Source organism: Dysosmobacter sp. Phy (assembly GCF_054476235.1).
Window position 1 is genome coordinate 1611625 of the sequence record NZ_CM136997.1, and the last position, 23691, is coordinate 1635315.

The following is a 23691-nucleotide window of genomic DNA, read 5'->3' on the forward strand; positions in this document are numbered from 1 at the left end:
AGAATAGAAGTGAGTGAATCCTACAAGCTGCTGAAAGGCAACGAGGCCGTCGCGGAAGCGGCGCTGCGGGCCGGCTGCCGTTTTTACGCCGGATATCCCATTACCCCCCAGAGCGAGATCCTGGAATACATGGCCGACAACATGGAAAAGCGGGGCGGCGTTTTTATCCAGGGCGAAAATGAGATCGCCAGCATGAGCATGCTGTACGGTGCGGCCGCCTGCGGCGCCCGGTGCATGTCCTCTTCCTCCGGCCCGGGCTTTGACCTTAAACAGGAGGAGATCTCCTACCTCTCCGCCGCGGAGCTGCCCGCCGTCATCGTCAACGCCATGCGGTACGGCCTGGGCGACGGTGAGATCACTGCCGGTCAGGACTCCTACTGGGTATCCACCCGCGGCGGCGGCCACGGCGATAAGCGGCTGCTGGTCCTGGCACCGGCTTCCGTACAGGAGTGCGCGGATCTGACCTATCTGGCCTTTGATCTGGCGGAAAAGTACCGCAATGTGGTGGAGATCCTGAGCGACGGCGCCATCTGTCAGATGATCGAGAAGTGCTACCTGCCGGAGGCCAAAGAACATGACATGGATCAATTCGATTGGACACTGACCGGCAAGCCCAGAGACCAGAAGAAAAACAAGGCGTACAACGTCAGCTACTACATGGGCTACGAGAAATACAACCAGCACATGCGGGAGAAGATTCGGACCATGTTCGAACAGGAGCAGCGCTGGGAGGAGTTCATGGTGGAGGATGCGGAACTGGTCCTGGTGGCCTACGGCATCTCCTCCCGGGTGTGCCGCTCCGCAGTCCGCCAGGCCCGGAAGGAGGGCATGAAGCTGGGACTGATCCGGCCCATTACCGTGTGGCCCTATCCCCGCAAGGCCTTTGCCAATGTGCCTGAGAGCGTGAAGGGCTATGTCTCTGTGGAGATGAGCCTGACCTCCCAGATGGGGGAGGACATCCTCACTGCCACCCGCTACACCAAGCCGCTCTACGGCTATCTCACGACCAAGGACCTGCCCACCGTGGAGGGGATCATCGCCTATTGCAGCGAGGTCCTGGCAGGGAAGATTCAGCCCATGGAGGTGCTATAAGATGCCTGTTTACAAAAAACCGGAATCCATCATTCAAACCGCGGGATACTGCGGCGGCTGCGGCCACGGCATCATTCAGCGGCTGATCGCCGAGAGCATTGAAGAACTGGGCCTGCAGGATCAGGTCATTGCCTGCGTGGACATCGCCTGTGCCTTCTGGTCGCAGGACGCGCTGAACTTTGAGTTCATCGCCGGCCCCCACGGCCGCTGCGCCTCCGTGGCCACCGGCATCAAGAAGGTCCGGCCCGACACCACCGTGTACGTCCATGCCGGCGACGGCTGCTCCTACGTGATCGGCCTGGACGAGACAGCCTACGCCGCCATCCGCGATGTGCCCATCACCATGATCGTGGTGAACAACGGCATCTTCGGCATGACCGGCGGACAGATGAACCTGGCCACTACCCTCATCGGTGACAAGACGCTCAGCAGCAAGACCGGCCGGAAAAAAGAGACCATGGGCCATCCCGTGGATATGCTCAAGGCGTTTTCCGCCTTTGACGTGGAGTTTTTGGCCCGGGGTGCCATCTATGACCCCAAGCACATCGATCAGACGAAGAAGTACATCAAAAAGGGCTTTGAAAACCAGCGCGACAAGAAGGGCTTCTCCCTGATCGAGGTCCTCTCTCCCTGCCCCACCAACTGGAAGCTGACGCCGGTGCAGGCCAACGAGAAGATCAGGAACGAAAACGAGAAAGTGTTCCCCCTGGGCGTCTATGTGGATCGCGGAGGTGAAAGCAATGGCTGATATGATTTTGGCGGGATTCGGCGGACAGGGCATCCTGACTGCCGGAAAGATCCTGATTGATGTGGCTGCCCAGAAGGGCAAGGAGGTCAGCTGGACCTCCTCCTACGGCGCGGAGATGCGCGGCGGCACGGCCAGCTGCAGCGTGGTCATCTCCGACGAGGAGATCGGCAGCCCCTACCCCACCAAGCTGGACATCCTTTTGGCTATGAACGAGCCCTCTTACGATAAGTTCATCGGCGATATGCGCGAGGGCGGCTGCGTCATCGTCAACAGCTCTCTGATGGGCCAGCGGGAATACCCCAAGCATGTGAAGGTCTACGGCGTGGACGCGACCAATATCGCCAACAGCCTGGAAAACGGCCGGGCGGCCAACCTGGTGATGCTGGGCGCCATGATGCAGGCCACCGGCCTGATCGACCCGGAGGAGTTTGGACAGGGCCTGGATCACTACTTCGAGAAGAAAGGCCGCAATACCCCGTCCAATCTGGCCTGCTACAAGCAGGGCATGGAGACGGTCAAGGAACTGTAAGGAGGACAGAGGCGGATGGGCAAAACCTTGCAGACAAAGCAGACGCTTCTGGAGTTGGCGTACATACTGGGCGGCTGTGTACTCTATGCCCTGTCCATGGTGTGGTTCCTGGACCCGGTGCATATCATCCCAGGCAGCGTGACCGGCATCGCAGTGGTGACAAAGGCGCTGTTCGGCATTCCGATCGGCGCGCTGAACCTGGTCATCAACGTGCCGCTGGTGCTGATCGCTGTGTTCTTCCTGGGGAAAAAGCTGCTGGTCTATACAGTCATCACGGTCGTGCTCACCTCTGTGTTCATTGACTGGTGGGCGGTGCTTCCGCCGCTGACGGAGGATATGCTCCTGGCGTCGGTATTCGGCGGCGTGGTGATGGGAATCGGCCTGGGGATGATCCTCAAGGGCGGCGCCACCACCGGCGGCACCACTGTGGTGGGGCGGCTGGTCGTGCGCAGGTATCCCAATCTCCCCATTGGGACAATCCTGCTGATCGGCGACTTCATCATCATCACGGTGGGCTCCATCCTGCTGCAGGACTGGGATCTGTTTTTGTACTCCGTGCTGGATCTGTACGTGTGTGTCATCGCCATCGACAAGGTGATGTACGGCTTTGATGTCAAGTGCGCGGCGGTGCTTTACACCCCCAGAGCGGAGGAAGTGGCCCGCGCCCTGCAAAGCAGCTTCCCCTGCCGGACAGTGCCTTTCGCGGAGGGCGCCGGGCTGGTGTGCTACTGCAAGAAGTCCCTTGTCAGCAAGATCCAGCGGGCTGCGCAGGCCTGTGACCCGGAGATGGTGTGCGCCTGCGTGAATCTGGATTATTCCTTCGGCGGGATCGACCGTCAAGGCTGAGGGAGATCCTCCGGAGCAGACTGGATCGCCCCATCCATCTGTACGCTGCACATAAAAAACACCCTGTGCGTCCGGGCGGGACCCGGAGGCCCGGGCGCACAGCAAAAAATTACAGGAGGCAAGCAAAATGAAACTGGAAGAACTCAAGAGTGAACACGCACCGAAGGCAATCGGACCTTATTCCCACGGCAGAAAGTACGGCAATATGATCATCACCTCCGGACAGATCCCCCTGGACCCGGATACCAATGAGATGGTGACGGAGATCAAGGCGGCCACCCGGACGGTGCTGAACAACCTCCTCTCCATCGTGGAGGCCGGCGGCGGCTGCAAGGAGAGCATTGCCAAGGTCGACGTGTTCGTCAAGACGCTGGATGATTTTGCGGCCATCAACGAGGTGTACACGGAGTTCTTCGGTGACCACCGCCCGGCCCGGGTGCTGGTGCAGGTAGGGGACCTGCCGGCCGGAGCCAAGCTGGAAGCTGCCATGACCGCATTCGTGTGCGATTGAATCTGACTGATATGAGGGAAATCAGCGGGTAACAATATCCGCCGGAAGAAAGGGGATAGCAATGAAACTGACAGACTATGAGAAGTCGATGCTGGACGGCGAACAGGGAGAAATGCGCCAGCAGGCCCTCCAGGCCCTGTGTGACCTGGCGGCGTTTTACGACGTGGAGGAATTCGTGGAGATCGTAGGCTGCCACGATGACAGCACGGTTTACGCCGGCGAGGCCCAGGTTGCTTTCGCGGAACATCTGGCCGCCAAGGGCGCCAAGTTTGCAGTGCCCACCACCACCAACGCCACGGCGTGCGACCTCAACCTCTGGGACAGACAAAAGCACGATGTGGAGACCATGTCCGCCACCCGCCGCATTGAGGCGGCGCACGTAAAAATGGGCGCGATCCCCACCTGGTCCTGCGCACCTTACCATGCCGGCGTGGCGCCCTCCTTCGGACAGCAGTTCGCCAGCGCCGAGTCCAACGTGATCTGCTACTACAACTCCATCATCGGCGCCCGTACCAACCGCTACGCCGGTCCTCTGGAGCTGCTGTGCGGCATCGCCGGCCGCGCGCCCTACTTCGGCCTCCATAAGCCCGAAAACCGCTTCGCGGAGGGCCTGGTGAAGCTGGGCGCTGATATCAAGCCGGAGTATTTTGTGGAAGAGGACATCTTCAATCTGATCTCCTATGCCTATGGCTCCATCGTCGCCGACCGCGTCTGGGCACTGGAGGGAATGCCCACCAAGGGGATCACCAATGAGATCCTGAAGCAGTTCAGCGCCACGGCGGCCTCCTCCGGCGGCATCGCGCTGTTCCATATGATCGGCGTGACGCCGGAGGCCCAGACCAAGGAGCAGGCCTTTGGCGGGAAGGAGCCCAAGGAAGTGGTGGAGATCCACCTTTCCGACCTGGCGGAAGCCGAGCGCCAGATCACCAATCCGAACGTCACGGATATTGACGCCATTGTCCTGGGCTGCCCCCACTGCTCCTACAACGAGTGCGCCAAGGTCGAGGAGCTGTTCCGCGGACGCCGGGTCCATGAGAACGTCCATTTCTGGCTTATCACCCCCAGAAGCGTGGCGGACCGCCTGAAGGACAGCGGCCTGTACGAGCGACTGATCCGTCTGGGCGTGGAGATTTACAGCGATGGGTGTATCCTGGAGTACCGGAACAAGAATCTGGGCACCAACACCATGATGTCCAACTCCGGAAAGTTCGACACCTACTGCTTTGCCATGCGCGGGCTCCAGCCGGTGTTTGGCAGCATGAAGGAGTGCATTGAATCCGCCGTGGCGGGTAAAGTCATGAAGGAGGCGAAACCATGGAGAAAGTGACCGTCAAGTGCAAGACTGCCGTCTATGGCAATGTCCGTGCAGAACTGCTCTATGCCAATGAGCCCATGAGTTTCTGGGGCACCGTGGACCCCCAGAGCGGAACGATCCGGGACAACCGTCACTCCCTCTATATGAAGAACATGGCCGGCAAGGTTCTGGCCTTTACCACGCCCAAGGGCAGCAGCGGCACCGGCCTGATCATCCTGGAGCAGATCCGGACCGGCTGTGCGCCCGCCGCCATCATCAATCTGCGCAGCGACCCCGTGGTCCTCACCGGACCCATCATCGCAAAGCGCTTCTACGGCGTTGACATCCCCGTGGTCAACCTCAGCGAGGAGGACTATGCCAAGCTGGAAGGCGCCAAAGAGGTGGAGTTCCATGACGACCGGGACGAAATCGATATCTACTACGAATAAGGAGCTGCTTTTCGCGATCCCGATTTTTCGTTGAAGCTTGAGAAAGATGTAGGGAGAATATATGAAAAATACAAATATTAATAAAGCCGCCTTTTGGCCTGCGCTGGTGTGTTTGTGTATTCTGGTCGGCGCTGGTATTTTTGCGACAGACGCCCTGGGTTCCCTCCTCAACAGCATTCTCTACGGCATGGCAGACCGGGCGGGCTGGTTCTTTGAGCTGTTTGCCATTATCTGCATCATCCTGACGTTCGTGCTGGCATTTTCCAAGTTCGGCAGCATCAAGATCGGCGGTCCGGACGCCAAGCCGGATTTCAAGACCTGGAACTGGATCACGATGTCCCTGTGCGGCGGCATTGGAACCGGATTGCTGTTCTGGGCCATGGGCGAGCCCATCTACCACTTCATGACGCCTCCGGTGGCGGCGGGTGTGGAGGCCGGCAGCCGGGAGGCGGCCATCTTCTCCATCTCCCAAACCATGTGGAACTGGTCCATTCCGCAGTACTGCATGTACACCATCTGCGCTGTGGCCTTTGCCCTGACGGCCTACAACATGCGCAAGCCCCTGGCCTACGGCCCCGTGCTCAACAGCGCGTTCAACAGAAACGCCAGCAAGCTGGAGACCGTCGTTCACGGCCTGACGATCTTTACCATGTGCGGCGCCGTGGCCTGCTCCATGGGCGTCGGCCTGATGCAGATCGGCGCCGGCGTGGAGTATCTCGCGGGCCTCAAGACCGGCGTGGGTGTCTGGCTGGTGGTGGCCGTCATCATCACGGTCCTGTTTACCGTCTCCTGCGTCTCCGGTATCGGAAAGGGCCTGAAAAAGCTCTCCTCCTTTACTACGATCGTGTTTATCGCCATGCTGGTGTTTGTGTGCGTGTTCGGCCCCTCCACCTTTATGGCAAAGCTGGGAACGGAGTCCTTTGCCAGTTTGCTGGATAACACCTTCACCCACACGGCCATTTTGAATACCATGGCGGACGAGGACACCTGGTATGCCGACTGGATCGTTCAGTACTGGGCCTCCTTCATTGTGTACGCGCCGATTCTGGGTATGTTCCTCAGCCGTATGGCCAAGGGCCGCACGGTCCGCTCCTTCATTCTGGTGAATGTGCTGGCTCCGTCCATTTTCTGCATGGTGTGGATCGCGGCGTTCGGCGGCATCACACTGAATATGCAGAGCACCGGCTCCTTCGATATCTGGAATGCAGTGAACACCACCGGCATGGAGTCCACCATCTTCTACATTTTGGGTTCCTTCCCCCTTGGCAAGGTCCTGATCGCGGTGTTCCTGATTTCCATTTTCACATCCTTTGCCACCATGGCGGACCCTGTGGCTGCCGCGCTGGCTACCATCAGCACCCATGGCCTCAGTGTGGATGACGAGGCGCCCCGCACGCTGAAGATCCTCTTCGGCATCATTATGGGTACCGTCGCCTATTTGCTGGTGGCCTCCGGCGGCGTCAGTTCCGTCAAGGGAATGTGGGTCATCATCGGCTTCCCCATCGCCTTCATTATGATGGTGATTATCGTCTCTGCATTCCGCAATGCCGGAAAGTGCGCGGCAAAGGAGGATCATATGCTTTTGGATGATCCTGCTGAGGCAAAGAAATAAGGCTGCCCCATTGAAAAAGGTCCGGCGGCGCAGAACCTGCGCCGCCGGGCAGAAATCCGCGGGAACCGTGCCCGCTGACGTTTCATTTCGCCGCAGGGGGGATGCCCCTGCGGCAGCCGCAACCGTATCTGATCGTATTTGAAAAGGAGACTACCTATGAATCAACATGCCCCGGCCGCCCAGTGCAATCCGGCTGACAAGCCGCTGACCGGCGTCCGTGTTCTGGATCTGACCCACGCGTATAGCGGGCCTTTCTGCACCATGCATCTGGCGGACCAGGGCGCGGAGGTCATCAAAATCGAGGTCCCCGGAAAAGGGGACCAGAGCCGAAACTGGGCCCCCTTCAAAAACGGCTCCAGCGGCTATTTCGCCTATATCAACCGCAATAAATACGGTATGACCCTGGACCTGAAGAGTGAAGAGGGCAAAGCGATTTTCAAAAAGCTGGTGGCGCAGTCCGATGTAGTCTGTGAGAATTTCCGGGTGGGCACGATGGAGCGCCTGGGCCTCGGCTACGATGTCCTCAAGGAGATCAACCCCTCCCTCATCTATGCCTCCATTTCCGGATTCGGCCTGGAGGGCCCGCTGGCCCAGCGGCCCTGCTATGACATCATTGCACAGGCCATGGGCGGAATGATGAGCATGACGGGCTTCGGCGATCAGCAGACGAAGGTCGGCCCGGCCATTGCCGACAACTATTCCGGTACTTATTTGGCGCTGGGGATTGCGATGGCGCTGTATCAGAGAAGCAAGACCGGCCTGGGCCGCCGGCTGGATGTGTCCATGGTGGATACGATCTTTTCCGTTTTGGAGGCCGGGGCGGTGGAGTACACCATCAACGGCCACGTTTCCAAGCCGGAGGGCAACCGGGATCCCGGTATCTCTCCCTTCGACTCCTTCAGCGCCAAGGACGGGAACTTTGTTATGGCCTGCGGAACGGATGGGTTCTGGAGAGCGCTGTGCGGCCTGATGAACCGCCCGGAACTGGCGGAGGACCCGCGCTTTGTCACCAATGCCAAGCGCTGCGAAAATTACATCCATGAGCTGCGCGGCATCATTGCCCAGTGGGCTGCCGGCTATACCGTGGATGAGATGGAGCAGATGCTGGTGGGGGCGGGAATCCCCTTTGGCCGGATCCTGAACATGGACCAGGTCTGCGCCCAGGACGTGCTGCGGGACCGGAACATGCTTTGGAAGGTAAAGGATACCGGAATCGGCGAGGAGATCGAAATTCCCGGTTCTCCCATCAAGATGCACGGCTGTCTCGATGCGGCGATGCGCTCTGCCCCTGTGGTGGGGGAGCATACCGATGCGCTCTTGCGGGCTGTACTGGGAATGGACGAGGCCGAGATCGGCCGGCTCCACGACGGTCATGTTGTCTGACTATCTACATGCAGAACTGCCCGGGGCGGCATTGCCGGACATCCGCTGTGCATCAGGCATTGGTGCCGCTGCCAGATGGCCGTGCGCTACGGCCTGATACGAAACGGCCCCCCGCAGGGATATGCTTGATCAAAAAACATACGCCGGAGAAGATTTTCTTCTCCGGCGTATGTTTTTGTGTTTACAGCGCTTCTGCGGAGGCTGCGGGAAAGAACTCTTTTCAATGCCGCCAGCCGCGCTTACGATACGTTACAAAATATTTCTGATGATCGGGGGGAGAAAAAACTTTGCGATGGAACCGCATCATTCCGCAGACAGCCTGTGCTCCAAATCCACAGAGTCGCCGCTGACCAGGTGGACGGGGAGACAGATGCGCTTACAGTCCACGCTGTCTGCAGAGCCGGCGTTGATTTTCCGCCATAGCTGTGTTGCAACGGTTTCGGCCTGCAGATCTATCATGGTATCAATGGTCGTCACAGCGGGGGTGGACAGTCGGGACAGGTCGTTGTTGTCAAAACCTGTGACCGCAATGTCGGCGGGAATGCTGTAGCCGATTTCCTCAAGGGCCTTGATGGTCAGGACGGCGGTGCGGTTGTCCGCGCAGAGGAATGCCTCCGGTATGTAGGGCAGATGCCTTAGCCGGGCGACCATGTTTTCCAAGGCAATCGGCTCATCCAGGGGCAGATCTGCGATGCATATATCCGGATCCACAGGCAGCGCATAATGTTCGCAGGCGCTTTTAAAATACATGTATCGTTCGAAGAAAGAGAAGTAGCGGTTGGGATTGCCGATAAATCCTATTTTCCTGTAGTTGTGTTCATACAGGTGCTTCATCAACAGATATGTGCCGGCAAAATTGTCTTCGATTACCACATCCGTCGGTACATCCGGATAAAAAAAGCTGCAGCAGATAACGGGAATTTTGGTCCCTGCAAAGTGCGTGACCAGCTGCTTGTCAGAGTCGCCCAGAAGGATGATTGCACAGATATCGTTTTTGTAGATGACCTGGTCGATCTCTCCAGGCGATAATGAGGCGTCCAGATTGATCGTGACGGTATTCCCGCCCCGTGCCTTGATTTTTGCGCAGAGTAAGCGGTAGAGATCTGAAAAGAAATAGGTGTCTCCGAAATTTTCCGCAGTGGAGCATATGAGGATGGACGCTTTGGTTGAGATCCGCCTGGAGGAGTAGCCCATATCTCCCGCCACAGTGACGATTTGCTCCCGCAGTTCCTGACTGACCCCGCTGCCGCCGCGAAGAGCAACCGATACGGTGTTTTGGGAAACACCTAGCTTTTCTGCAACATCTTTTAAGGTAATGCGCTTTTCCATAAATTTCCCTCTTCCGAACGTTTTCTTTCAGTAGCAACATTAGTGTGATAATATTATAAACCATTAAAAACAGAATGTAAATAATTTGCTATAATTTTTTTAATCATAAAAATCATGAATTAATTAAGTGATTAATTTACAAAATAAACAAAAATGACTCTGTTAAAAATAAGATTTTCTACATTATATACTAAAAACTATTGACAATAGAAAAAAATTACGTAAAATATAGATTACAAATTAAATTAAATTACAGGAAAAGAAAAAGATTAATGGAAGAAGGAGGGAGAAAATTGGAGGGTAATTACATACTGAGCATGAGAAACATTACAAAAACCTTCCCTGGCGTAAAAGCGCTTGATAAGGTGAATCTGAATGTGAGAGCCGGCACCGTACATGCGCTGATGGGAGAAAACGGAGCAGGGAAATCGACTCTGATGAAGATTCTGGACGGCTTGATTCAACCAGATGAAGGAGAGGTCTGGATTGACGGCAAGCGCGCGGAAGCACTGACCCCTAAAAAAGCGGCGTCGCTTGGCGTGGCGATGATACATCAGGAGTTGAGCTCAGCGCCCAATCTCACCCTCGCTGAAAACATTTTCCTGGGGCGGGAGCCGATGCGCGGCTGTGCGATCGATCACAAAGCCATGCTACGGGATGCAGAGACCTATATGAAGCGGATGAAAATTAAATATCCGCCTACAACAAAGGCGGGCGAGGTAAGCGTTTCCATCATGCAGCTGGTGGAGATCTGCAAGGCCATTTCCTGTAATGCGAAGATCATTGTTATGGACGAGCCGACCTCGGCCATCACAGATGCAGAAGTCGATACATTGTTTGAATGCATTGAAGAGCTTAAGCGGGAGGGCGTAGCAGTCATCTATATTACGCATAAGCTGGACGAGCTGTTCCGCATCGCAGACGATGTGACGGTGCTGCGTGACGGACAGTGGATTGGGACTGCCCCTGCTGAGGAACTGGATAATGACCGTGTGATTTCCATGATGATCGGCCGCGAACTGAGCAATGTGTTTCCCAAGGAGTTCGCTCCGATCGGAGAAGAGGCGCTGCGGGTAGAAGGTCTGTCTCGAAAAGGTACTTTCAGCGATATTAGCTTTTCTGTCCGGCATGGTGAGATTTTGGGAATTGCGGGTCTGATTGGTTCCGGCCGGACTGAGACCATGCGTTGTATTTTCGGATTGGACCGTGCCGATGCGGGGAGCATTTATTTGGATGGAAAGCCCATTTCCGTGAAAAGCCCGGGCGACGCACTGAAACATGGCATTGCCATGGTGCCGGAAGACCGGAAAGTGTCTGGGCTGGTACTAGGGATGTCCATTAAGGAGAACATTACTCTGGCGTTCCTGAAAGAGTTTGTCTCGGGAGTTGCCATCAATCTCAGAAAAGAGGGGAAAAGGGCGCAGGATATCATTGATATGCTGCGAATCAAGACCAAGGATCAAAATAATCGCGCGGATTCTCTCAGCGGAGGAAACCAACAGAAAATAGTGCTTGGAAAATGGCTGATTTCCGATGTAAAAGTACTGATTCTGGACGAACCGACGCGCGGTGTAGACATCGGTGCGAAAGCAGAGATCCACAAGATCATGTGCCAGCTCGCAAAGGAGGGAATGTCCATTATTATGATTTCCTCGGAACTGCCTGAGGTACTTGGCATGAGTGACCGCATTCTGGTCATGCATGAAGGCAGGCTGAAGGGAGAACTGCAAAGGGACGAGGCAAACCAGGAACGGATCATGAAGATTGCGCTTGCCGACTGAAGATGCGGAATAATTTGATGGGGGGTCAAAAATGAGCGAAATGCACGCAGTTCAGAAAAAGAAACTGCCGATGATCTTTAAAAAATTCGGTATATACATCGTCCTGCTTCTGATGATTATAGGCTCGGCTTTACTGAACGACCGGTTTTTGACGCAGGCCAACATTACGAACATTATGCGGCAGATCGTTGTAATCATGATCATCGCCTGCGGTGAACAGCTGGTGATTACCGGCGGCGATATCGATTTGTCGCCCGGTTCGGTTGTCGCGCTTGCGGGTGTTATCGGAACATCGGTCTTTGTTGCAACAGACAGCATTATCCTGGCCGTGGGGGCCTCCATCCTGATCGGCGCGCTCTGCGGGCTGTTCAGCGGTCTTGTCCTCACGCATTACGGAATTCCCGCCTTTATTGTGACCCTTGCGGTACAAACCAGCGCGAGAGGCCTTGCCCTTGTGTATACCGGGGGCATACCCGTGTCCAATCTCGGGCGCCTGACCACTTTGGGCCAGGGTTATCTCGGCCCGATCCCCATTCCCGTAATCATTATGGCGGGCGTGCTTTTCGTCACGTGGTTCGTTATGAGCCGCCGTCCCCTTGGGCGGTATATCTATGCCATTGGCGGAAATGAAAGTGCGGCGGTTGCATCCGGAATCAACGTAAAAAAGGTCAAGGTGCTGGCGTATCTGCTGAACGGCTGTTTTGTAGGTCTTGCGGGTATTATTTTGATGGCACGGGTGAACTCCGGACAGCCTGCGATTGGCGTCGGATATGAATTTGACGGCATCACTGCCTGCGTTGTGGGCGGAATCAGCCTGAACGGAGGTTCCGGCAGCATTATCGGGACCATTGCCGGCGGACTGATCGTCGGTATTATCAACAATATGCTGAACCTGCAGAACGTCTCTGCGTATTATCAGCAGATCGTTAAAGGATTGGTTATCCTGATTGCCGTTATCATTGATGTGAAGAGCAAAAAGACCTCTTCAAAGTGACGGCTTCCGACAGCGTTACGTCTCTTTCATACAGGGACTGACGAATAAAACATGAAAAACGGAGGAATTAAGAATGAAGCGCTTGATCACTGTTGTTGTCACACTGACGATGCTCCTGACCTTGGCTGCCTGTTCTTCCAATACATCGTCTGATTCGGGGGCTGCGGAAAATGATGCGCAAACAGAAGGGACCGGGTACCAGGTTGGGTATGCCAATCTCGCGGATTCGGATGTCAACTGCCGCTTGACCAAAGAGTACTTCCTGGAATATGCAAAGCAGTATGAGGGAATGGAAGTGCTGGCTTCCGACGCTCAGAACCAAATTGAAAAGCAGATTGCCGATATTGAGAACTTCATTGCTCAGGGTGTTGATACCATTATTGCGCTGCCGCTGGACTATGAGGCGCTGACTCCTTCCGTTCAGGCGGCCAATGAGGCAGGCATTCCCTTCATTGCCTTCCGGGCACAGATCTCCGGCGGCGACTATGTGTACTGCGGCTCCAATGATGAGGACGCCGGCAAGCTGCAGGCGGAGTATTGCATTGAGAATTTGCCGGAAAATGCAAAGGTGCTGTATATGTCCGGAACGCTGGGCATGAATCATACGACCCTGCGCATGAACGGGTTTAAGGACCTGCTGGCAGCGGAGCGCCCTGATGTCACGATCATTGCCGAGCAGGACGGAAACTATGACCGCGCAAAGGGTATGCAGATCACTGAGGACTGGATCCAGAGCTATGACGAATTTGATGCCATCGTCTGTGCAAATGATCAGATGGCGCTGGGTGCCATTGAGGCATTGAAGGGCGCCCGGCGGCTGGAGGGCGTGCAGGTTCTCGGCGTTGACGCCGTCGATGATGCCCTTGTGGCAATTAAGGCCGGTGAAATGGCAATGTCCGCGTTCCAGAATGCAAATGAGCAGGCCAAGGCTTGCGCGGAGATGGCCAGCAAGCTTGCGCAGGGAGAAAGCGTGGAGGACATCTATATCCCCTTTGAGGCCGTTACCAAGGACAACGTGGCGGAGTACATGAAGTGAGCTTCACGGAGACGAAAGGAGACTGCATGAATATCTTGGCGGTAGTTGCGCATCCGGACGATGTGGAGATGTGGTGCGGCGGTACGCTTAGAAAGTATGCGGAAAAGGGACATAAGATCTCAATCATCGTTGCAACAAACGGGCGGACGGGCACGCACCGGGAAACGGATGACCGGGAGCTGATCGAGCGCCGGGAGCGGGAGGAGCTGGCGGCTTCGAAATTTTATGAGGCCGATGTACAGTTCCTGCGTCAGGATGACGGAGAACTGTTCAATGACCGGCAGACGCGCCGGCAGGTGATCAATGCGATCCGCCGTGCAAAGCCGGATGTGATTTTCACGCATCCCCCATATGATGAAAATGTCGATCACTTTACAACTGGAGAATTGGTCAGAAACAGTATTGCCTATCTACCGCTGTCAAATGTACGGGTGGAAGAGCCGCCGCTCAAGCGGCAGCCCATGGTGTTCTTTGTGGACAACTACGCGGGAATCGGACCGATGCCGGAGGCGTTTGTCGATATCACAGAACAATTTGAAATCAAGAAGAAAGCGCTTTTGTGCCACCAGTCGCAGTTGACTGCGGATACCCACTGGCTGGAAATGCTGGAGGTGCAGGCCAGATTCCGGGGAATGCAGTACAATGTCAAATACGCGGAAGCGTTCACGGGGTTCAAGCTGTTTGAATCGATGCCTGATTACTCGGTTCTGCCGTAAAACAATTTTTTGAAAAACATATCGGAAAGGAAATGTGAGTCATATGAAAATTGGTATCATTGGGGTTGGCAACATGGGCCAGCAGCACGCCGGTTTGATCAAAACCAATCCGAAGCTGGAACTGTTCGGAATGACGGATATGGATACCGCGAGAGCGGAAAAGGTTTCGGCCGCGTTCGGCTGCCGCTGTTTTGCTTCCGTTGAGGCCTTGCTGGAGTCTGAAGTGGAGATGGTGTTTATCACCGTTCCCAACACTGCACATGGTCCGCTTTGCATCCAGGCGCTCAATGCCGGCAAGCATGTGTTCGTGGAAAAGCCGCTGGCCACCAATCTCAAGGATGCCAAGGAGATCAAGGACCTCCAGGCCAAGACGGGACTGCATGTGTTTGTGGGATATAACCGCCGCTTTGCGCCCGTGTATCTGGAGGCCAAAAAGACGGTGTCCCAGCCGGATTTCAAGCCTGTCAATGTGAACATCATCCAGAATGACGGCGATATGCAGAATCCCGCATGGCTCACTGATATCAAGATGACCGGCGGATTTATGTATGATACCACGGTGCATTTCCTGGATATGGCCCGGTATCTGCTGGGGGATATTTGTGAGATCCGAGCCTTGGGAGCGGCGTCCTTCTATCCCATCGAGGATGGCTTTGCGGTGCAGATGAAGTTCAAGAGCGGCGCCTACGGCGTGATCTCCTCCTGCGGCTATGCCTCCTGGATCTCTCCCTTTGAGCGTGTGCAGGTGGTCGGAGATCACAAGAGCGTCATTACGGAAGAGCTGGACAGCTATCGATATTCCTCCGCGCTGGGGGCCGTTGTCGAGGGCCGCGAATTCTCTACGCTGGAACACGATGTGAAGTGGGGCTATGCCCAGATGCATGATCACATGTTCAATGAGTGCATCTTCGGCGGCGCGGCACCGAAAAACAGCGTGGATGACGGCTACAAGGTGGTGGAACTGATCGAGGCCTGCTATGAGTCTGCCCGGGCGGACGGCAAGATCATCCGCTTTGACGTCTGAGGAGGGGATCGAAATGATGAAGCTGAGCTGCAGCTCCCAGTCTCTTGATCACCTGTTCATGCAGGGAAAGGTCACCCTGTTTGACTTTGCCGATTACTGTGCGGATGTGCTTGGCGTTACATACATTGAGGTGGAGGACAAGCACTTTGCCTCCACGGACCCCGCCTATGTGGCCGAACTCAAGGCATACTTTGACAAAAAGAACCTGAAAGTGTGCAACATCGCGTTCGACTGCAGCTTTGGATATCCGACCGCCCAGCAGAACCGGGCGCAGATTGACCGGGCAAAGGAATGGATGCCGATTGGAAAGGCGCTGGGCAGCCCTAATTTCCGTCTGTTTGCCGGTTGGATGGGCGGACCGGACCCGGAGATCCACAAAAAAGGGCCCGCCGTTCAAAAGCCGGAGACCGCATGGGCGGAAATGGTGGAATGTGTGCAGGAGCTGTGTGATTACGGAAAGGACATGGGCCTCTCCATTGTGATTGAGAACCACAACCACGGCGGGTTCCTCTCTGCGTCCAAAGACGTGCTGCGCCTGTTTGATGAGGTGAAGCGGGATAATTTGAGCCTGCTGCTGGATACAGGCAATTATGTGGATGGGATCGACGGCATCCGCGCCACCACGCATCTGGTGAAAAAGCATGTCCACCTGAAGGTCAATCAGGTGGTGGAGGATGGACACGACACGGTGTATGATCTGCCGCTGATCCTGGAGGTATTGACGCAGAGCGGATATGATGGTACCTTGTCTATTGAGTATGAAGGTGAGCAGGACGAAAAGATCTACATTAAAAAGGTGACGGATTTTGTGCGTGCCTGCTTGCAGGAATGAGGAGAGCTTGTAATGGTCCAGATGAAAAACGTACGGATTGGCGTGCACCCCATCAACTGGTGCAACGATGATATGACGGATCCCCTGCTGGGAGATGGATACTCATTTTATGATATCATCGACCAGGCGGCGGAAGCGGGATACGCGGGGATCGAAAACAGCCGGAAATTCCCCCGCGACGCGAAGGTCCTGAAGCCTGAATTTGACAAGCGGGGTCTGGAACTGACCTCCGGCTGGTGCGACACCATGTTCGCCTGCAAGGAGCTGCGCGATGAATATTTTGAAGGGCTGAAGGAGAAGGCAAAATTCTTCCTGGACATGGGCGCAAAGTACGTGATCGCCGCAGAGGGAACGGGTTCCTCCTGCTGGGATCCCAGAGAGTACCGTGCGGCGAAAGGCGTTCAGAAGCTGAATGAAGAGGAGTGGAAGCTCTTCACCGACGGACTGAACATGGCTGGGCGCTTCTGCAAGGACAACGGCCTCACCCTCGTCTATCATGTGCATACGGGCACCTGCGTCGAGACGTTTGATGAGACGCAGAAGCTGTGCGACATGACGGATCCGGAGTATGTGAATCTGCTGGCGGACACAGGACACCTGTGCTTCTGCGGCGTGAACATTCCGGAGTTCTATGATCATTTTGCTGACCGCATCAAGTATGTCCATCTGAAGAACATCCGTCCGCTTGTCCTTCAGGTCGTTCGTGAGTTCGGCATCGACTTCAACAATGCCGTCAAGCTCGGGATCTTCACTGTGCCCGGCGATGACGGGGCCGTGGACTTCCAGACGGTGTTTGAGATCCTTGCCAAGCACAACTATGAGGGCTGGATGCTGGTAGAGGCAGAGCAGTACCTGCCGTCTCCGAGCGCGCTCCATTTTGCCAAAATGGCAAGATCGTATATCCGCCAGCAGACCGGGCTTTGATTGCCCTTCCGGCCGCTTTGCAAACACTGCCGTATAAGCACAGTCCCCCGGAGCCTTTAAGGGGCTCCGGGGGACTGTTGTATGCCGGGAACTTTTCAGGGGGATTCTCCGCCTTATTATCAAAACCTACAGGAGGTGCACTATGAAAAAAGTCCGTCGTTTGCTGTCGTGCGCCGCAGCGGTGTGCCTGCTGGGCTCGGCAGCCCAGGCTCTGGAACCGGCCCTGGACCCCCTGCCGGACCTGTCCGCCTATCCCACCCGTCTCCTGGTGGATGGCCGGGCCGTGGAGGAGGGGGCCCTGCCCCGCTATCTGGAGGGGGGCGTCCTGCTGCCGCTGCGGAACATCCTGGAGCAGGCCGGATATGCCGTGGACTGGGATGCCCGGGCCCGAGGCGCGGTTTTTTCCGCGGAGGGTTCCGGGGAGTATCTGCTGGACCCTGCCACCGGAGACCTGACGCTGAAAGGAGCCCGACTCTGGACAGACCCCGCGGCGGTGGTGCTGGACGGAGTTACCTATGTGTCGGCTGAGCTGTTTGACTATGTAGAGGGTGTCGCCGCGGACTGGGACGGCGCGACCAACACGGCGGTCGTCGTCACCGATGAGCCCCGGGACAATGTGTACTGCTACGACCTGGGGGAGGGAGTGCTGACACAGGGAAAGCGGGAGATCCCTTACCGGATGCAGGGCGTGATCGGTGTGCCGGAGGGGGAGGACCGTCCGGTGGTGATCCTCCTCCACGGCGCTCACCCCATCCGTTCGGCGGCGGAAAACCGCTATGACCTTGGGTTTTCCTATCTGGTGGACCAGCTGGCGGACGCGGGATATCTGGCGCTGTCCATGAACGTGGGCATCAATTACTCCTTTGAAAACGGAGAGCCCATGGGCTGTGAGCGCACGGTACAGGTGGTGGAGCAGCAGAGCGATCTTCTCCGGCGCGCCATTGAGGGGGAGACGGGGATTTTTCCCTGCGATCTGAAGAACAAGGGCGATCTGGACCGGGTGATCCTGGTGGGCCATTCCTGGGCGGGCTATGATATCTTTGAGGTGGCCGCCCGCGCGGAGGGCCTTGGTGTTCAGGGACTTGTGTCGGCAGCTCCGGCGCTGGTGAGCCCGCTGTCCTGCGAGCTGGCGGATGTGCCTGTGGGGATCATCATTCCCCAGTATGACGGAGACGTGACCAGTCTGGACGGCGGCACCCTTTTCGACCAGCTGGAGCATACGCCGCAGCGGAGCAGCGGCACGGATCTGATCTACTTGAAAAACGGCAACCACGGCGGATTCAGCACCGCTCTGGTGCGCCCGGATCCCTTTGCGGATCGGGAGACGCTGCCGCTGGTGATGGAACCGGAGAGGCAGCAGGCGTTTTTTGGCGCCTATGTGCTGGATTTTCTGGAGTCTGTTCTGGAGACGGGAAAAACCCCGCTGGAGGCGAAGCCCACTCTGGAGGGGATGTACGGAGACTTCCCGGTCATGCTCCGGGTGGATGCCGGTGGGACGGTGCTCTACCAGGCGTCCGGGGATTCCGTAAAAGCACTTGAGACCAGCGGCGTTGCGGCAGAGGCGGAGAATGCGTGCAGCACGCTGGATCACACGGCGGAGGCGTTCCGCATCCCGGGATCTTTCCTGCGCTATGATCTGACCCGCTTGAGCCGGGACAGCGCCGCAGCTTCCGTGCGGATTCCGGTGTCGGCCGATCTGCGTCAGGCGGTCTATCTGTAGATGGATCTGGCGCAGGACAGCGGAGACCAGCGCAACCGCCGGACCGACCAGAGCCTGACGGTGACGCTGCGGGACGCGGGAGGGCGGGAGGCCTCTGTGAAAGCGGAGGCGGGCACGCCGGCTCTTGCCTGGCAGGAGGGAACTGTGGAACGGATCCCGGTGGCGGGGCGGAAGGACCTGCTCCAGTACAGCACGTTTGCGCCGCTGGGCACGCTGCGGCTGGATACGGCGGCATTTTCCGGCGTGGATCTGGGACGGATCACCCAGATCACGCTGACCTTTGACCAGCCCTCCGGCAGCATCATGCTGCGGGAGATCCAGACCGTGAAATAGCGCTTCGCGGCAGGAACCTTTTTCCCTGCCGCTGCGTCTAAGGCGGTAAACGGGCAGACGGCCCGAAAAAAGGAGAACGCAGTCTATGACCAAACCCTACCTGAAAAAGCTGTTGGCGCTGCTGGCGGCGCTGACGCTGCTGCTGGCCCTGGCGGGCTGCGGCGGAACTGAGAGCGGAGACGCCCCGGATGATCCCGCGCAGGCGGAGCAGCCCATTGCAGAAGAGAATGACCAGCAGCCCGAAACACCTCCCCAGGAGCCCGAAGAAGCCGGGGAGGATCCGGCCGACGGGGAGGAGGCCGCCGCGGAAGAGGCGCCTCCCTCTGCGCCGGAGGAGAGCGGCATGACGCTCAGCAGAACGGATTTCACGCTGTTCCAGGCCGGCAGCAGCTACCGCCTTACCGCCGCCGGGGCGGATGGGGCCTGCACGTATACCAGCAGCGATCCCAAGGTGGCAGCCGTCGGCGGCGACGGAACCGTCACCGCGGTATCGCCCGGCAAGGCGGTCATCACCGTCACCAGCGGCTCGGAGAGCCGCACCTGCGTGGTCTGGTGCCGCTGGACGGCGGAGGAGCAGCCGGCGGACGAGCCCGCGGAGGCGGCGGATGACCCTGCCGAGAAGCCTGCGGAGAAACCGGCGGATGAGAGCGTGGACCTGTCCGCGTTTTATCAGGATACCACGGCAAAGCACACCTTCCAGACGCTGGAGGAATTCACCGGAGAGATCCTGGACGCCTATTACCCCGGCATGAGCGGCGTTGCCGCCAAGCAATGCCTGATCATGGGGACGATGCTCAGCATGAACAACGGCGAATTCTGTCTGGTGGAAGTGACGGATGCGGCGGACGTGGACACCGTGAAGGGGATCCTGCAGGGACGCATCGATTATATGGCGGAGACCGGCGCCTGGTACCCCGGACCCACGGAGCTGTGGACCAACTCCAGCCGGGTGGTGTCCAACGGGAATTACGTGATGATGGTGGTCCACGAGGACTGCGACCAGATCGTGGATGAATTCAACGCGCTGTTTCAGTGAGCGCGCCTCCGGACGGAAGAAACGGAAAAAGAGACGGCGGACACATGGGTGTCCGCCGTTTCAGCCTGCCGGAAAAGGCGCAATTCTTGCGCGCCGGGAAGGAAGATAGTTACGAAAGAAACCCAGGAGGGGTGTCTTTCGTTTTTAATCATAAGTTTTTTGAACCTTTTGAAAGGATCAAAAAACTTGCGCAGAGCGGCGAAAAATTTTTCGACACTCTGCGACGGCGGACACCCATGTGTCCGCCGTCTTTTTTTGCCGCGTTAATGAGCGTTACCGGGAGGCGGCGCGGGCCAGCTCTACAATGTCGCCCACGCCGTTCAAAACGGCGGTGGGCCGGTAGGCGTAGGTTTTCAGGGTGTCTCTGGTGGATACGCCGGAGAGCACCAGAACAGTGGACATGCCGCTCTCCAGCCCGGAGATCACGTCCGTGTCCATCCGGTCGCCCACCATGACGGCGTCCGCGGAGTGGCAGTTCAGCATTCGAAGACCCGTCCGCATCATCAGGGGGTTGGGCTTTCCGCAGAAGTAGGCCTGGGTGCCGGTGGCCATTTCAATGGGGGCCACCAGGGCCCGGCACGCCGGGGCGATGCCGTGCTCAATGGGACCGGAGACGTCGGAGTTGGCGCCGATCAGCTTGGCGCCGGCCAGGACCAGGTTGGTGGCCTTGGTCAGGGAGTCCAGAGAGTAGGACCGGCCCTCGCCCACCACCACATAATCCGGGTTCACGTCGTTCATGGTGATGCCCGCGTCGTAGAGGGCGTTGAGAAGGCCCGCCTCGCCGATGACGAAGGCGGAGCAGCCGGGGGCCTGCTCCTTCAAAAAGGCCGCGGTGGCCAGGGCGCTGGTGTAAAAGTGCTCCTCAGAGACGTCCAGACCCAGGCGGGCCAGCTTCTGCTGCAGCTCCCGGGGCGTGTAGCCGCTGTTGTTGGTGAGAAAGAGGAACTCCTTGTGCTCCTCGTGGAGCCACCGGATGAATTCCGCCACGCCGGGCAGGACCTGATTGCCGTGATAGATCACGCCGTCCATATCGCAGATGAAGCCGCGCTTTTGGTTGAAGTCAAGTGTATGTTCCATGTGCTCCTCCTAAGACGATGCCGCCTGGGCCGGCCCCCGGGGACGATATCGGGGCGGGGCGCCTGCCGTCGGTGGATGGTGTTTTTCTGATTATACCCGAAATCCGCCGCCTCTGCCACTGAAAAAACGGTAAAAAAACCGTAAACTGTCAGGCATTTCCGGCACCGGAACATTTTACTGAGATTTCACATAGCTTTTTCACAAACGGGGTGTCGGATTTTCTCCAGCTTTCCTATACTAAAAAGACTGAAAAGAAACGTGTCGAACGGGAAGGCGTGGGTGCGGGATGAATGCATATTGGAACCGGGAGCTGTCCTGGCTGAAATTCAACGAGCGGGTTTTGGAGGAGGCGGAGAGCGAGAGCGTGCCGCTGTGCGAGCGGCTGAGCTTCGCGTCCATCTATCAGAACAATCTGGATGAGTTCTTCATGGTGCGGGTGGGCTCTCTGGCAGACCGGATGCTGCTGTCCAAAAACCTGCGGGACAGCAAGACCCACATGACCGCAGAGGAGCAGATCCGGGCGGTCTTGAAGGATGTGGCCCGGCTGAACCGGCGCAAGGACGCGGTCTATGCCACGCTGATGAGCCGCCTGGAGGACTGCGGCGTCCGGCTGGTGAATTTCAAAAAGCTGGAGGGGCAGGAGAGCCGGGAGCTGGAGCGGTATTTCGACGCAGAGATCGCGCCGCTGCTCTCTCCCACCCTGGTGACCCGGCGGCAGCCCTTCCCCTTTCTGCAGAACCGGGAGATCTATGCCGTGGGCGTTCTGGTGGGGAAGAGCGGGAAGGAGAAGCTGGGCATCATTCCCTGCGGCACCGGCGTGATCCCCCGGCTGATCTCTGTCCCGGGCCGCCCGGGGGCCTATATGCTGTCCGAGGAGCTGATCCTCCACTTCCTGCCCAAGGTGTTCGGAGGGAACCGGGTGGTGGCGAAGTCCCTGCTCCGGATGACCCGGAACGCGGACATCGACGCCGACACGCTTTACGACGAGGGATTGGACTATCGGGAGTTCATGGCCAAGCTCATCAAGCGCCGGCGGCGGCTGGCTCCCGTGCGGCTGGAGCTGTCCCGGGAGCTGGACGGGGACATCGTCAAGACACTGTGCGCCTATACGGAGGTCAAGCCCGAGGCGGTGTTCCGCTGCCGTTCGCCCCTGGAGCTGAGCTTCCTCTCCCAGATCCAGGACACCCTGCGCCAGCGGCCGGAGCTGTTTTTTGAAAAGCGCTTTCCCCAGCGCTCGCCTCAGTTCCGCGCCGACCGCCCGATCTTTGCCCAGATCCGGGAGAAGGACAAGCTGCTCTCCTATCCCTACGAGAGCATGAAGCCCTTCCTGGACTTTTTGCAGGAGGCGGCCGGGGACCCGGCCGTAGTGTCCATCAAGATGACGCTGTACCGGGTGGCCCGGCGCAGCAAGGTGGTGGAGGCCCTGATCGAGGCGGCGGAAAACGGGAAGAACGTGCTGGTGCTGGTGGAGCTGAAGGCCCGCTTTGATGAGGAGAACAACATCGAGTGGTCCCGCCGTTTGGAAGAGGCGGGCTGCCAGGTCATCTACGGTCTGGAGGGCTATAAGGTCCACAGCAAGCTGTGCCTGGTGACTCGCCGGGAAAAGGGGCATACCGAGTATTTCACCCAGGTAGGCACCGGCAACTACAACGAAAAGACCGCCCGGATGTACACGGACCTCTCTTTGATGACGGCGGACCCGGATATCGGGCTGGAGGCGGCCATGGTGTTCCAGGCCCTGGCCAAGGGGGAGACGGTGGAGTCCTCCCGTCAGCTGCTGGTGGCGCCCCGGTGCCTGCAAAACCGGGTGCTGGAGCTGATCGACCGGGAGGCCGACTTCGCCCGGCGGGGCCAGCGGGCCTATATCGGCGTCAAGATCAACTCCCTGACCGACAAGGCCATCATCGACCGGCTGATCGAGGCGTCCCGGGCCGGCGTGCAGATCGACCTGATCGTCCGGGGCATCTGCTGCCTGCTGCCCGGCATCCCAGGGCTCACGGACCATATCCGGGTCATCAGCATCGTGGGGCGCTTCCTGGAGCACTCCCGGATCTACCTCTTCGGCCCGGAGGAGCGGCAGACGGCGTATTTGGCCTCCGCCGATTTCATGACCCGCAACACCCTGCGGCGGGTGGAGGTGGCGGCTCCGATCCTGGACGGGGACCTGCGCCGCCGCGTCAATGCGATGTTTCAGACCATGCTGCGGGACAACCAGCAGGCCCGGGAGCTGCGCCCCACGGGGGAATACGTGCGCCTGCACGCCCAGGAGGATGCGCTCAACGCCCAGGAGTATTTTTACCGGCAGGCATATGAGCGCGCAGCCGAGCAGCCGGAGCCCCAGCAGGCCGCCCCGGCACCGCGCAGACGCCCCCGCTCCTTTGGTGAATGGTTTCGCGCAAAGGCGGGAATATCTTGATAAAAGCTG

Annotated in this window: 22 protein-coding genes; 20 read left to right on the forward strand and 2 right to left on the reverse strand. The window is 57.9% G+C overall.

Annotation, left to right across the window (positions count from 1 at the left end):
- Window positions 1-9 precede the first annotated feature (9 nt).
- From vorB to ACVDHE_RS07895, 9 genes are all read left to right on the forward strand, one after another.
- Window positions 10-1092, forward strand: coding sequence for a 3-methyl-2-oxobutanoate dehydrogenase subunit VorB (gene vorB, locus ACVDHE_RS07855; protein WP_458884235.1), 1083 nt, complete (start codon window positions 10-12; stop codon window positions 1090-1092).
- Between the two features lies 1 nt (window position 1093).
- Window positions 1094-1840, forward strand: coding sequence for a thiamine pyrophosphate-dependent enzyme (locus ACVDHE_RS07860; RefSeq protein ID WP_458884236.1), 747 nt, complete (start codon window positions 1094-1096; stop codon window positions 1838-1840).
- Window positions 1833-2369, forward strand: coding sequence for a 2-oxoacid:acceptor oxidoreductase family protein (locus ACVDHE_RS07865; RefSeq protein WP_458884237.1), 537 nt, complete (start codon window positions 1833-1835; stop codon window positions 2367-2369). Before ACVDHE_RS07860 ends, ACVDHE_RS07865 begins: the two co-directional genes overlap by 8 nt.
- A gap of 15 nt (window positions 2370-2384) precedes the next feature.
- Window positions 2385-3215 (forward strand): YitT family protein, encoded by an 831-nt coding sequence (locus ACVDHE_RS07870; protein ID WP_458884238.1) that lies wholly within the window; start codon window positions 2385-2387, stop codon window positions 3213-3215.
- A gap of 127 nt (window positions 3216-3342) precedes the next feature.
- The gene (locus tag ACVDHE_RS07875) at window positions 3343-3726 is read left to right on the forward strand and encodes a RidA family protein (RefSeq protein WP_458884239.1); all 384 of its coding nucleotides are present in this window, start codon (window positions 3343-3345) and stop codon (window positions 3724-3726) included.
- A 61-nt stretch (window positions 3727-3787) separates the two neighbouring features.
- Window positions 3788-5053: an aconitase X gene (locus ACVDHE_RS07880; RefSeq protein ID WP_458884240.1), complete on the forward strand. Its 1266-nt coding sequence runs from the start codon at window positions 3788-3790 to the stop codon at window positions 5051-5053.
- Complete coding sequence (locus tag ACVDHE_RS07885) at window positions 5041-5469, forward strand: aconitase X swivel domain-containing protein (RefSeq protein ID WP_458884241.1); 429 nt, start codon at window positions 5041-5043, stop codon at window positions 5467-5469. The genes ACVDHE_RS07880 and ACVDHE_RS07885 overlap by 13 nt, the downstream gene beginning before the upstream one ends.
- A gap of 61 nt (window positions 5470-5530) precedes the next feature.
- Window positions 5531-7081, forward strand: a complete 1551-nt coding sequence (locus ACVDHE_RS07890) for a BCCT family transporter (RefSeq protein WP_458884242.1) — start codon at window positions 5531-5533, stop codon at window positions 7079-7081.
- A 156-nt stretch (window positions 7082-7237) separates the two neighbouring features.
- A complete protein-coding gene (locus tag ACVDHE_RS07895) occupies window positions 7238-8464 on the forward strand; it encodes a CaiB/BaiF CoA transferase family protein (RefSeq protein ID WP_458884243.1) in 1227 nt (408 codons plus the stop codon).
- A gap of 303 nt (window positions 8465-8767) precedes the next feature.
- On the opposite strand, the gene ACVDHE_RS07900 is transcribed toward ACVDHE_RS07895, so the two are convergent.
- Complete coding sequence (locus ACVDHE_RS07900; protein WP_458884244.1) at window positions 8768-9793, reverse strand: LacI family DNA-binding transcriptional regulator; 1026 nt, start codon at window positions 9791-9793, stop codon at window positions 8768-8770.
- 293 nt (window positions 9794-10086) lie between these two features.
- Between ACVDHE_RS07900 and ACVDHE_RS07905 the strand changes: the two genes are divergently transcribed.
- From ACVDHE_RS07905 to ACVDHE_RS07950, 10 genes are all read left to right on the forward strand, one after another.
- A complete protein-coding gene (locus ACVDHE_RS07905; protein ID WP_458884245.1) occupies window positions 10087-11574 on the forward strand; it encodes a sugar ABC transporter ATP-binding protein in 1488 nt (495 codons plus the stop codon).
- A gap of 31 nt (window positions 11575-11605) precedes the next feature.
- A complete protein-coding gene (locus tag ACVDHE_RS07910; RefSeq protein ID WP_458884246.1) occupies window positions 11606-12568 on the forward strand; it encodes an ABC transporter permease in 963 nt (320 codons plus the stop codon).
- 73 nt (window positions 12569-12641) lie between these two features.
- Entirely contained in the window at window positions 12642-13604 is a 963-nt protein-coding gene (locus ACVDHE_RS07915) for a sugar ABC transporter substrate-binding protein (protein ID WP_458884247.1), read from the forward strand.
- Window positions 13605-13630: 26 nt separating this feature from the next.
- Window positions 13631-14320 (forward strand): PIG-L deacetylase family protein, encoded by a 690-nt coding sequence (locus tag ACVDHE_RS07920; RefSeq protein ID WP_458884248.1) that lies wholly within the window; start codon window positions 13631-13633, stop codon window positions 14318-14320.
- Between the two features lie 43 nt (window positions 14321-14363).
- Entirely contained in the window at window positions 14364-15344 is a 981-nt protein-coding gene (locus ACVDHE_RS07925) for a Gfo/Idh/MocA family protein (protein WP_458884249.1), read from the forward strand.
- Between the two features lie 13 nt (window positions 15345-15357).
- On the forward strand, window positions 15358-16176 hold the full coding sequence (locus ACVDHE_RS07930) for a sugar phosphate isomerase/epimerase family protein (protein WP_458884250.1): 819 nt from the start codon (window positions 15358-15360) through the stop codon (window positions 16174-16176).
- Window positions 16177-16188: 12 nt separating this feature from the next.
- Window positions 16189-17100, forward strand: a complete 912-nt coding sequence (iolE, locus tag ACVDHE_RS07935; RefSeq protein WP_213037517.1) for a myo-inosose-2 dehydratase — start codon at window positions 16189-16191, stop codon at window positions 17098-17100.
- 142 nt (window positions 17101-17242) lie between these two features.
- On the forward strand, window positions 17243-18820 hold the full coding sequence (locus ACVDHE_RS07940; RefSeq protein ID WP_458884251.1) for a stalk domain-containing protein: 1578 nt from the start codon (window positions 17243-17245) through the stop codon (window positions 18818-18820).
- Complete coding sequence (locus ACVDHE_RS07945) at window positions 18821-19153, forward strand: hypothetical protein (protein WP_458884252.1); 333 nt, start codon at window positions 18821-18823, stop codon at window positions 19151-19153. It begins immediately after the preceding gene.
- Window positions 19154-19238: 85 nt separating this feature from the next.
- Window positions 19239-20189, forward strand: a complete 951-nt coding sequence (locus ACVDHE_RS07950; protein WP_458884253.1) for an Ig-like domain-containing protein — start codon at window positions 19239-19241, stop codon at window positions 20187-20189.
- A 273-nt stretch (window positions 20190-20462) separates the two neighbouring features.
- Here the strand turns inward: ACVDHE_RS07950 and ACVDHE_RS07955 are convergent, their stop codons facing one another.
- A complete protein-coding gene (locus ACVDHE_RS07955; RefSeq protein WP_249539243.1) occupies window positions 20463-21266 on the reverse strand; it encodes an HAD-IIA family hydrolase in 804 nt (267 codons plus the stop codon).
- A 286-nt stretch (window positions 21267-21552) separates the two neighbouring features.
- Here ACVDHE_RS07955 and ppk1 point away from each other — a divergent pair, with 286 nt between their 5' ends.
- Window positions 21553-23682 carry a polyphosphate kinase 1 gene (ppk1, locus tag ACVDHE_RS07960; RefSeq protein WP_458884254.1) on the forward strand — a complete coding sequence of 710 codons (2130 nt, stop codon included), beginning with the start codon at window positions 21553-21555 and terminating at the stop codon, window positions 23680-23682.
- Window positions 23683-23691: the final 9 nt, after the last annotated feature.

Excerpts from the sequence above, each read along its gene's own strand:
- ACVDHE_RS07915 (WP_458884247.1), top strand. The coding sequence starts at position 12,642 with ATGAAGCGCTTGATCACTGTTGTTGTCACACTGACGATGCTCCTGACC.
- ACVDHE_RS07860 (WP_458884236.1), top strand. The coding sequence starts at position 1,094 with ATGCCTGTTTACAAAAAACCGGAATCCATCATTCAAACCGCGGGATAC.
- ppk1 (WP_458884254.1), top strand. The coding sequence starts at position 21,553 with ATGAATGCATATTGGAACCGGGAGCTGTCCTGGCTGAAATTCAACGAG.
- ACVDHE_RS07950 (WP_458884253.1), top strand. The coding sequence starts at position 19,239 with ATGACCAAACCCTACCTGAAAAAGCTGTTGGCGCTGCTGGCGGCGCTG.
- ACVDHE_RS07955 (WP_249539243.1), bottom strand. The coding sequence starts at position 21,266 with ATGGAACATACACTTGACTTCAACCAAAAGCGCGGCTTCATCTGCGAT.
- ACVDHE_RS07910 (WP_458884246.1), top strand. The coding sequence starts at position 11,606 with ATGAGCGAAATGCACGCAGTTCAGAAAAAGAAACTGCCGATGATCTTT.
- ACVDHE_RS07945 (WP_458884252.1), top strand. The coding sequence starts at position 18,821 with ATGGATCTGGCGCAGGACAGCGGAGACCAGCGCAACCGCCGGACCGAC.
- ACVDHE_RS07890 (WP_458884242.1), top strand. The coding sequence starts at position 5,531 with ATGAAAAATACAAATATTAATAAAGCCGCCTTTTGGCCTGCGCTGGTG.
- iolE (WP_213037517.1), top strand. The coding sequence starts at position 16,189 with ATGGTCCAGATGAAAAACGTACGGATTGGCGTGCACCCCATCAACTGG.
- ACVDHE_RS07875 (WP_458884239.1), top strand. The coding sequence starts at position 3,343 with ATGAAACTGGAAGAACTCAAGAGTGAACACGCACCGAAGGCAATCGGA.
- ACVDHE_RS07880 (WP_458884240.1), top strand. The coding sequence starts at position 3,788 with ATGAAACTGACAGACTATGAGAAGTCGATGCTGGACGGCGAACAGGGA.
- ACVDHE_RS07885 (WP_458884241.1), top strand. The coding sequence starts at position 5,041 with ATGGAGAAAGTGACCGTCAAGTGCAAGACTGCCGTCTATGGCAATGTC.
- ACVDHE_RS07920 (WP_458884248.1), top strand. The coding sequence starts at position 13,631 with ATGAATATCTTGGCGGTAGTTGCGCATCCGGACGATGTGGAGATGTGG.
- ACVDHE_RS07925 (WP_458884249.1), top strand. The coding sequence starts at position 14,364 with ATGAAAATTGGTATCATTGGGGTTGGCAACATGGGCCAGCAGCACGCC.
- ACVDHE_RS07900 (WP_458884244.1), bottom strand. The coding sequence starts at position 9,793 with ATGGAAAAGCGCATTACCTTAAAAGATGTTGCAGAAAAGCTAGGTGTT.
- ACVDHE_RS07895 (WP_458884243.1), top strand. The coding sequence starts at position 7,238 with ATGAATCAACATGCCCCGGCCGCCCAGTGCAATCCGGCTGACAAGCCG.
- ACVDHE_RS07865 (WP_458884237.1), top strand. The coding sequence starts at position 1,833 with ATGGCTGATATGATTTTGGCGGGATTCGGCGGACAGGGCATCCTGACT.
- ACVDHE_RS07940 (WP_458884251.1), top strand. The coding sequence starts at position 17,243 with ATGAAAAAAGTCCGTCGTTTGCTGTCGTGCGCCGCAGCGGTGTGCCTG.
- ACVDHE_RS07870 (WP_458884238.1), top strand. The coding sequence starts at position 2,385 with ATGGGCAAAACCTTGCAGACAAAGCAGACGCTTCTGGAGTTGGCGTAC.
- ACVDHE_RS07930 (WP_458884250.1), top strand. The coding sequence starts at position 15,358 with ATGATGAAGCTGAGCTGCAGCTCCCAGTCTCTTGATCACCTGTTCATG.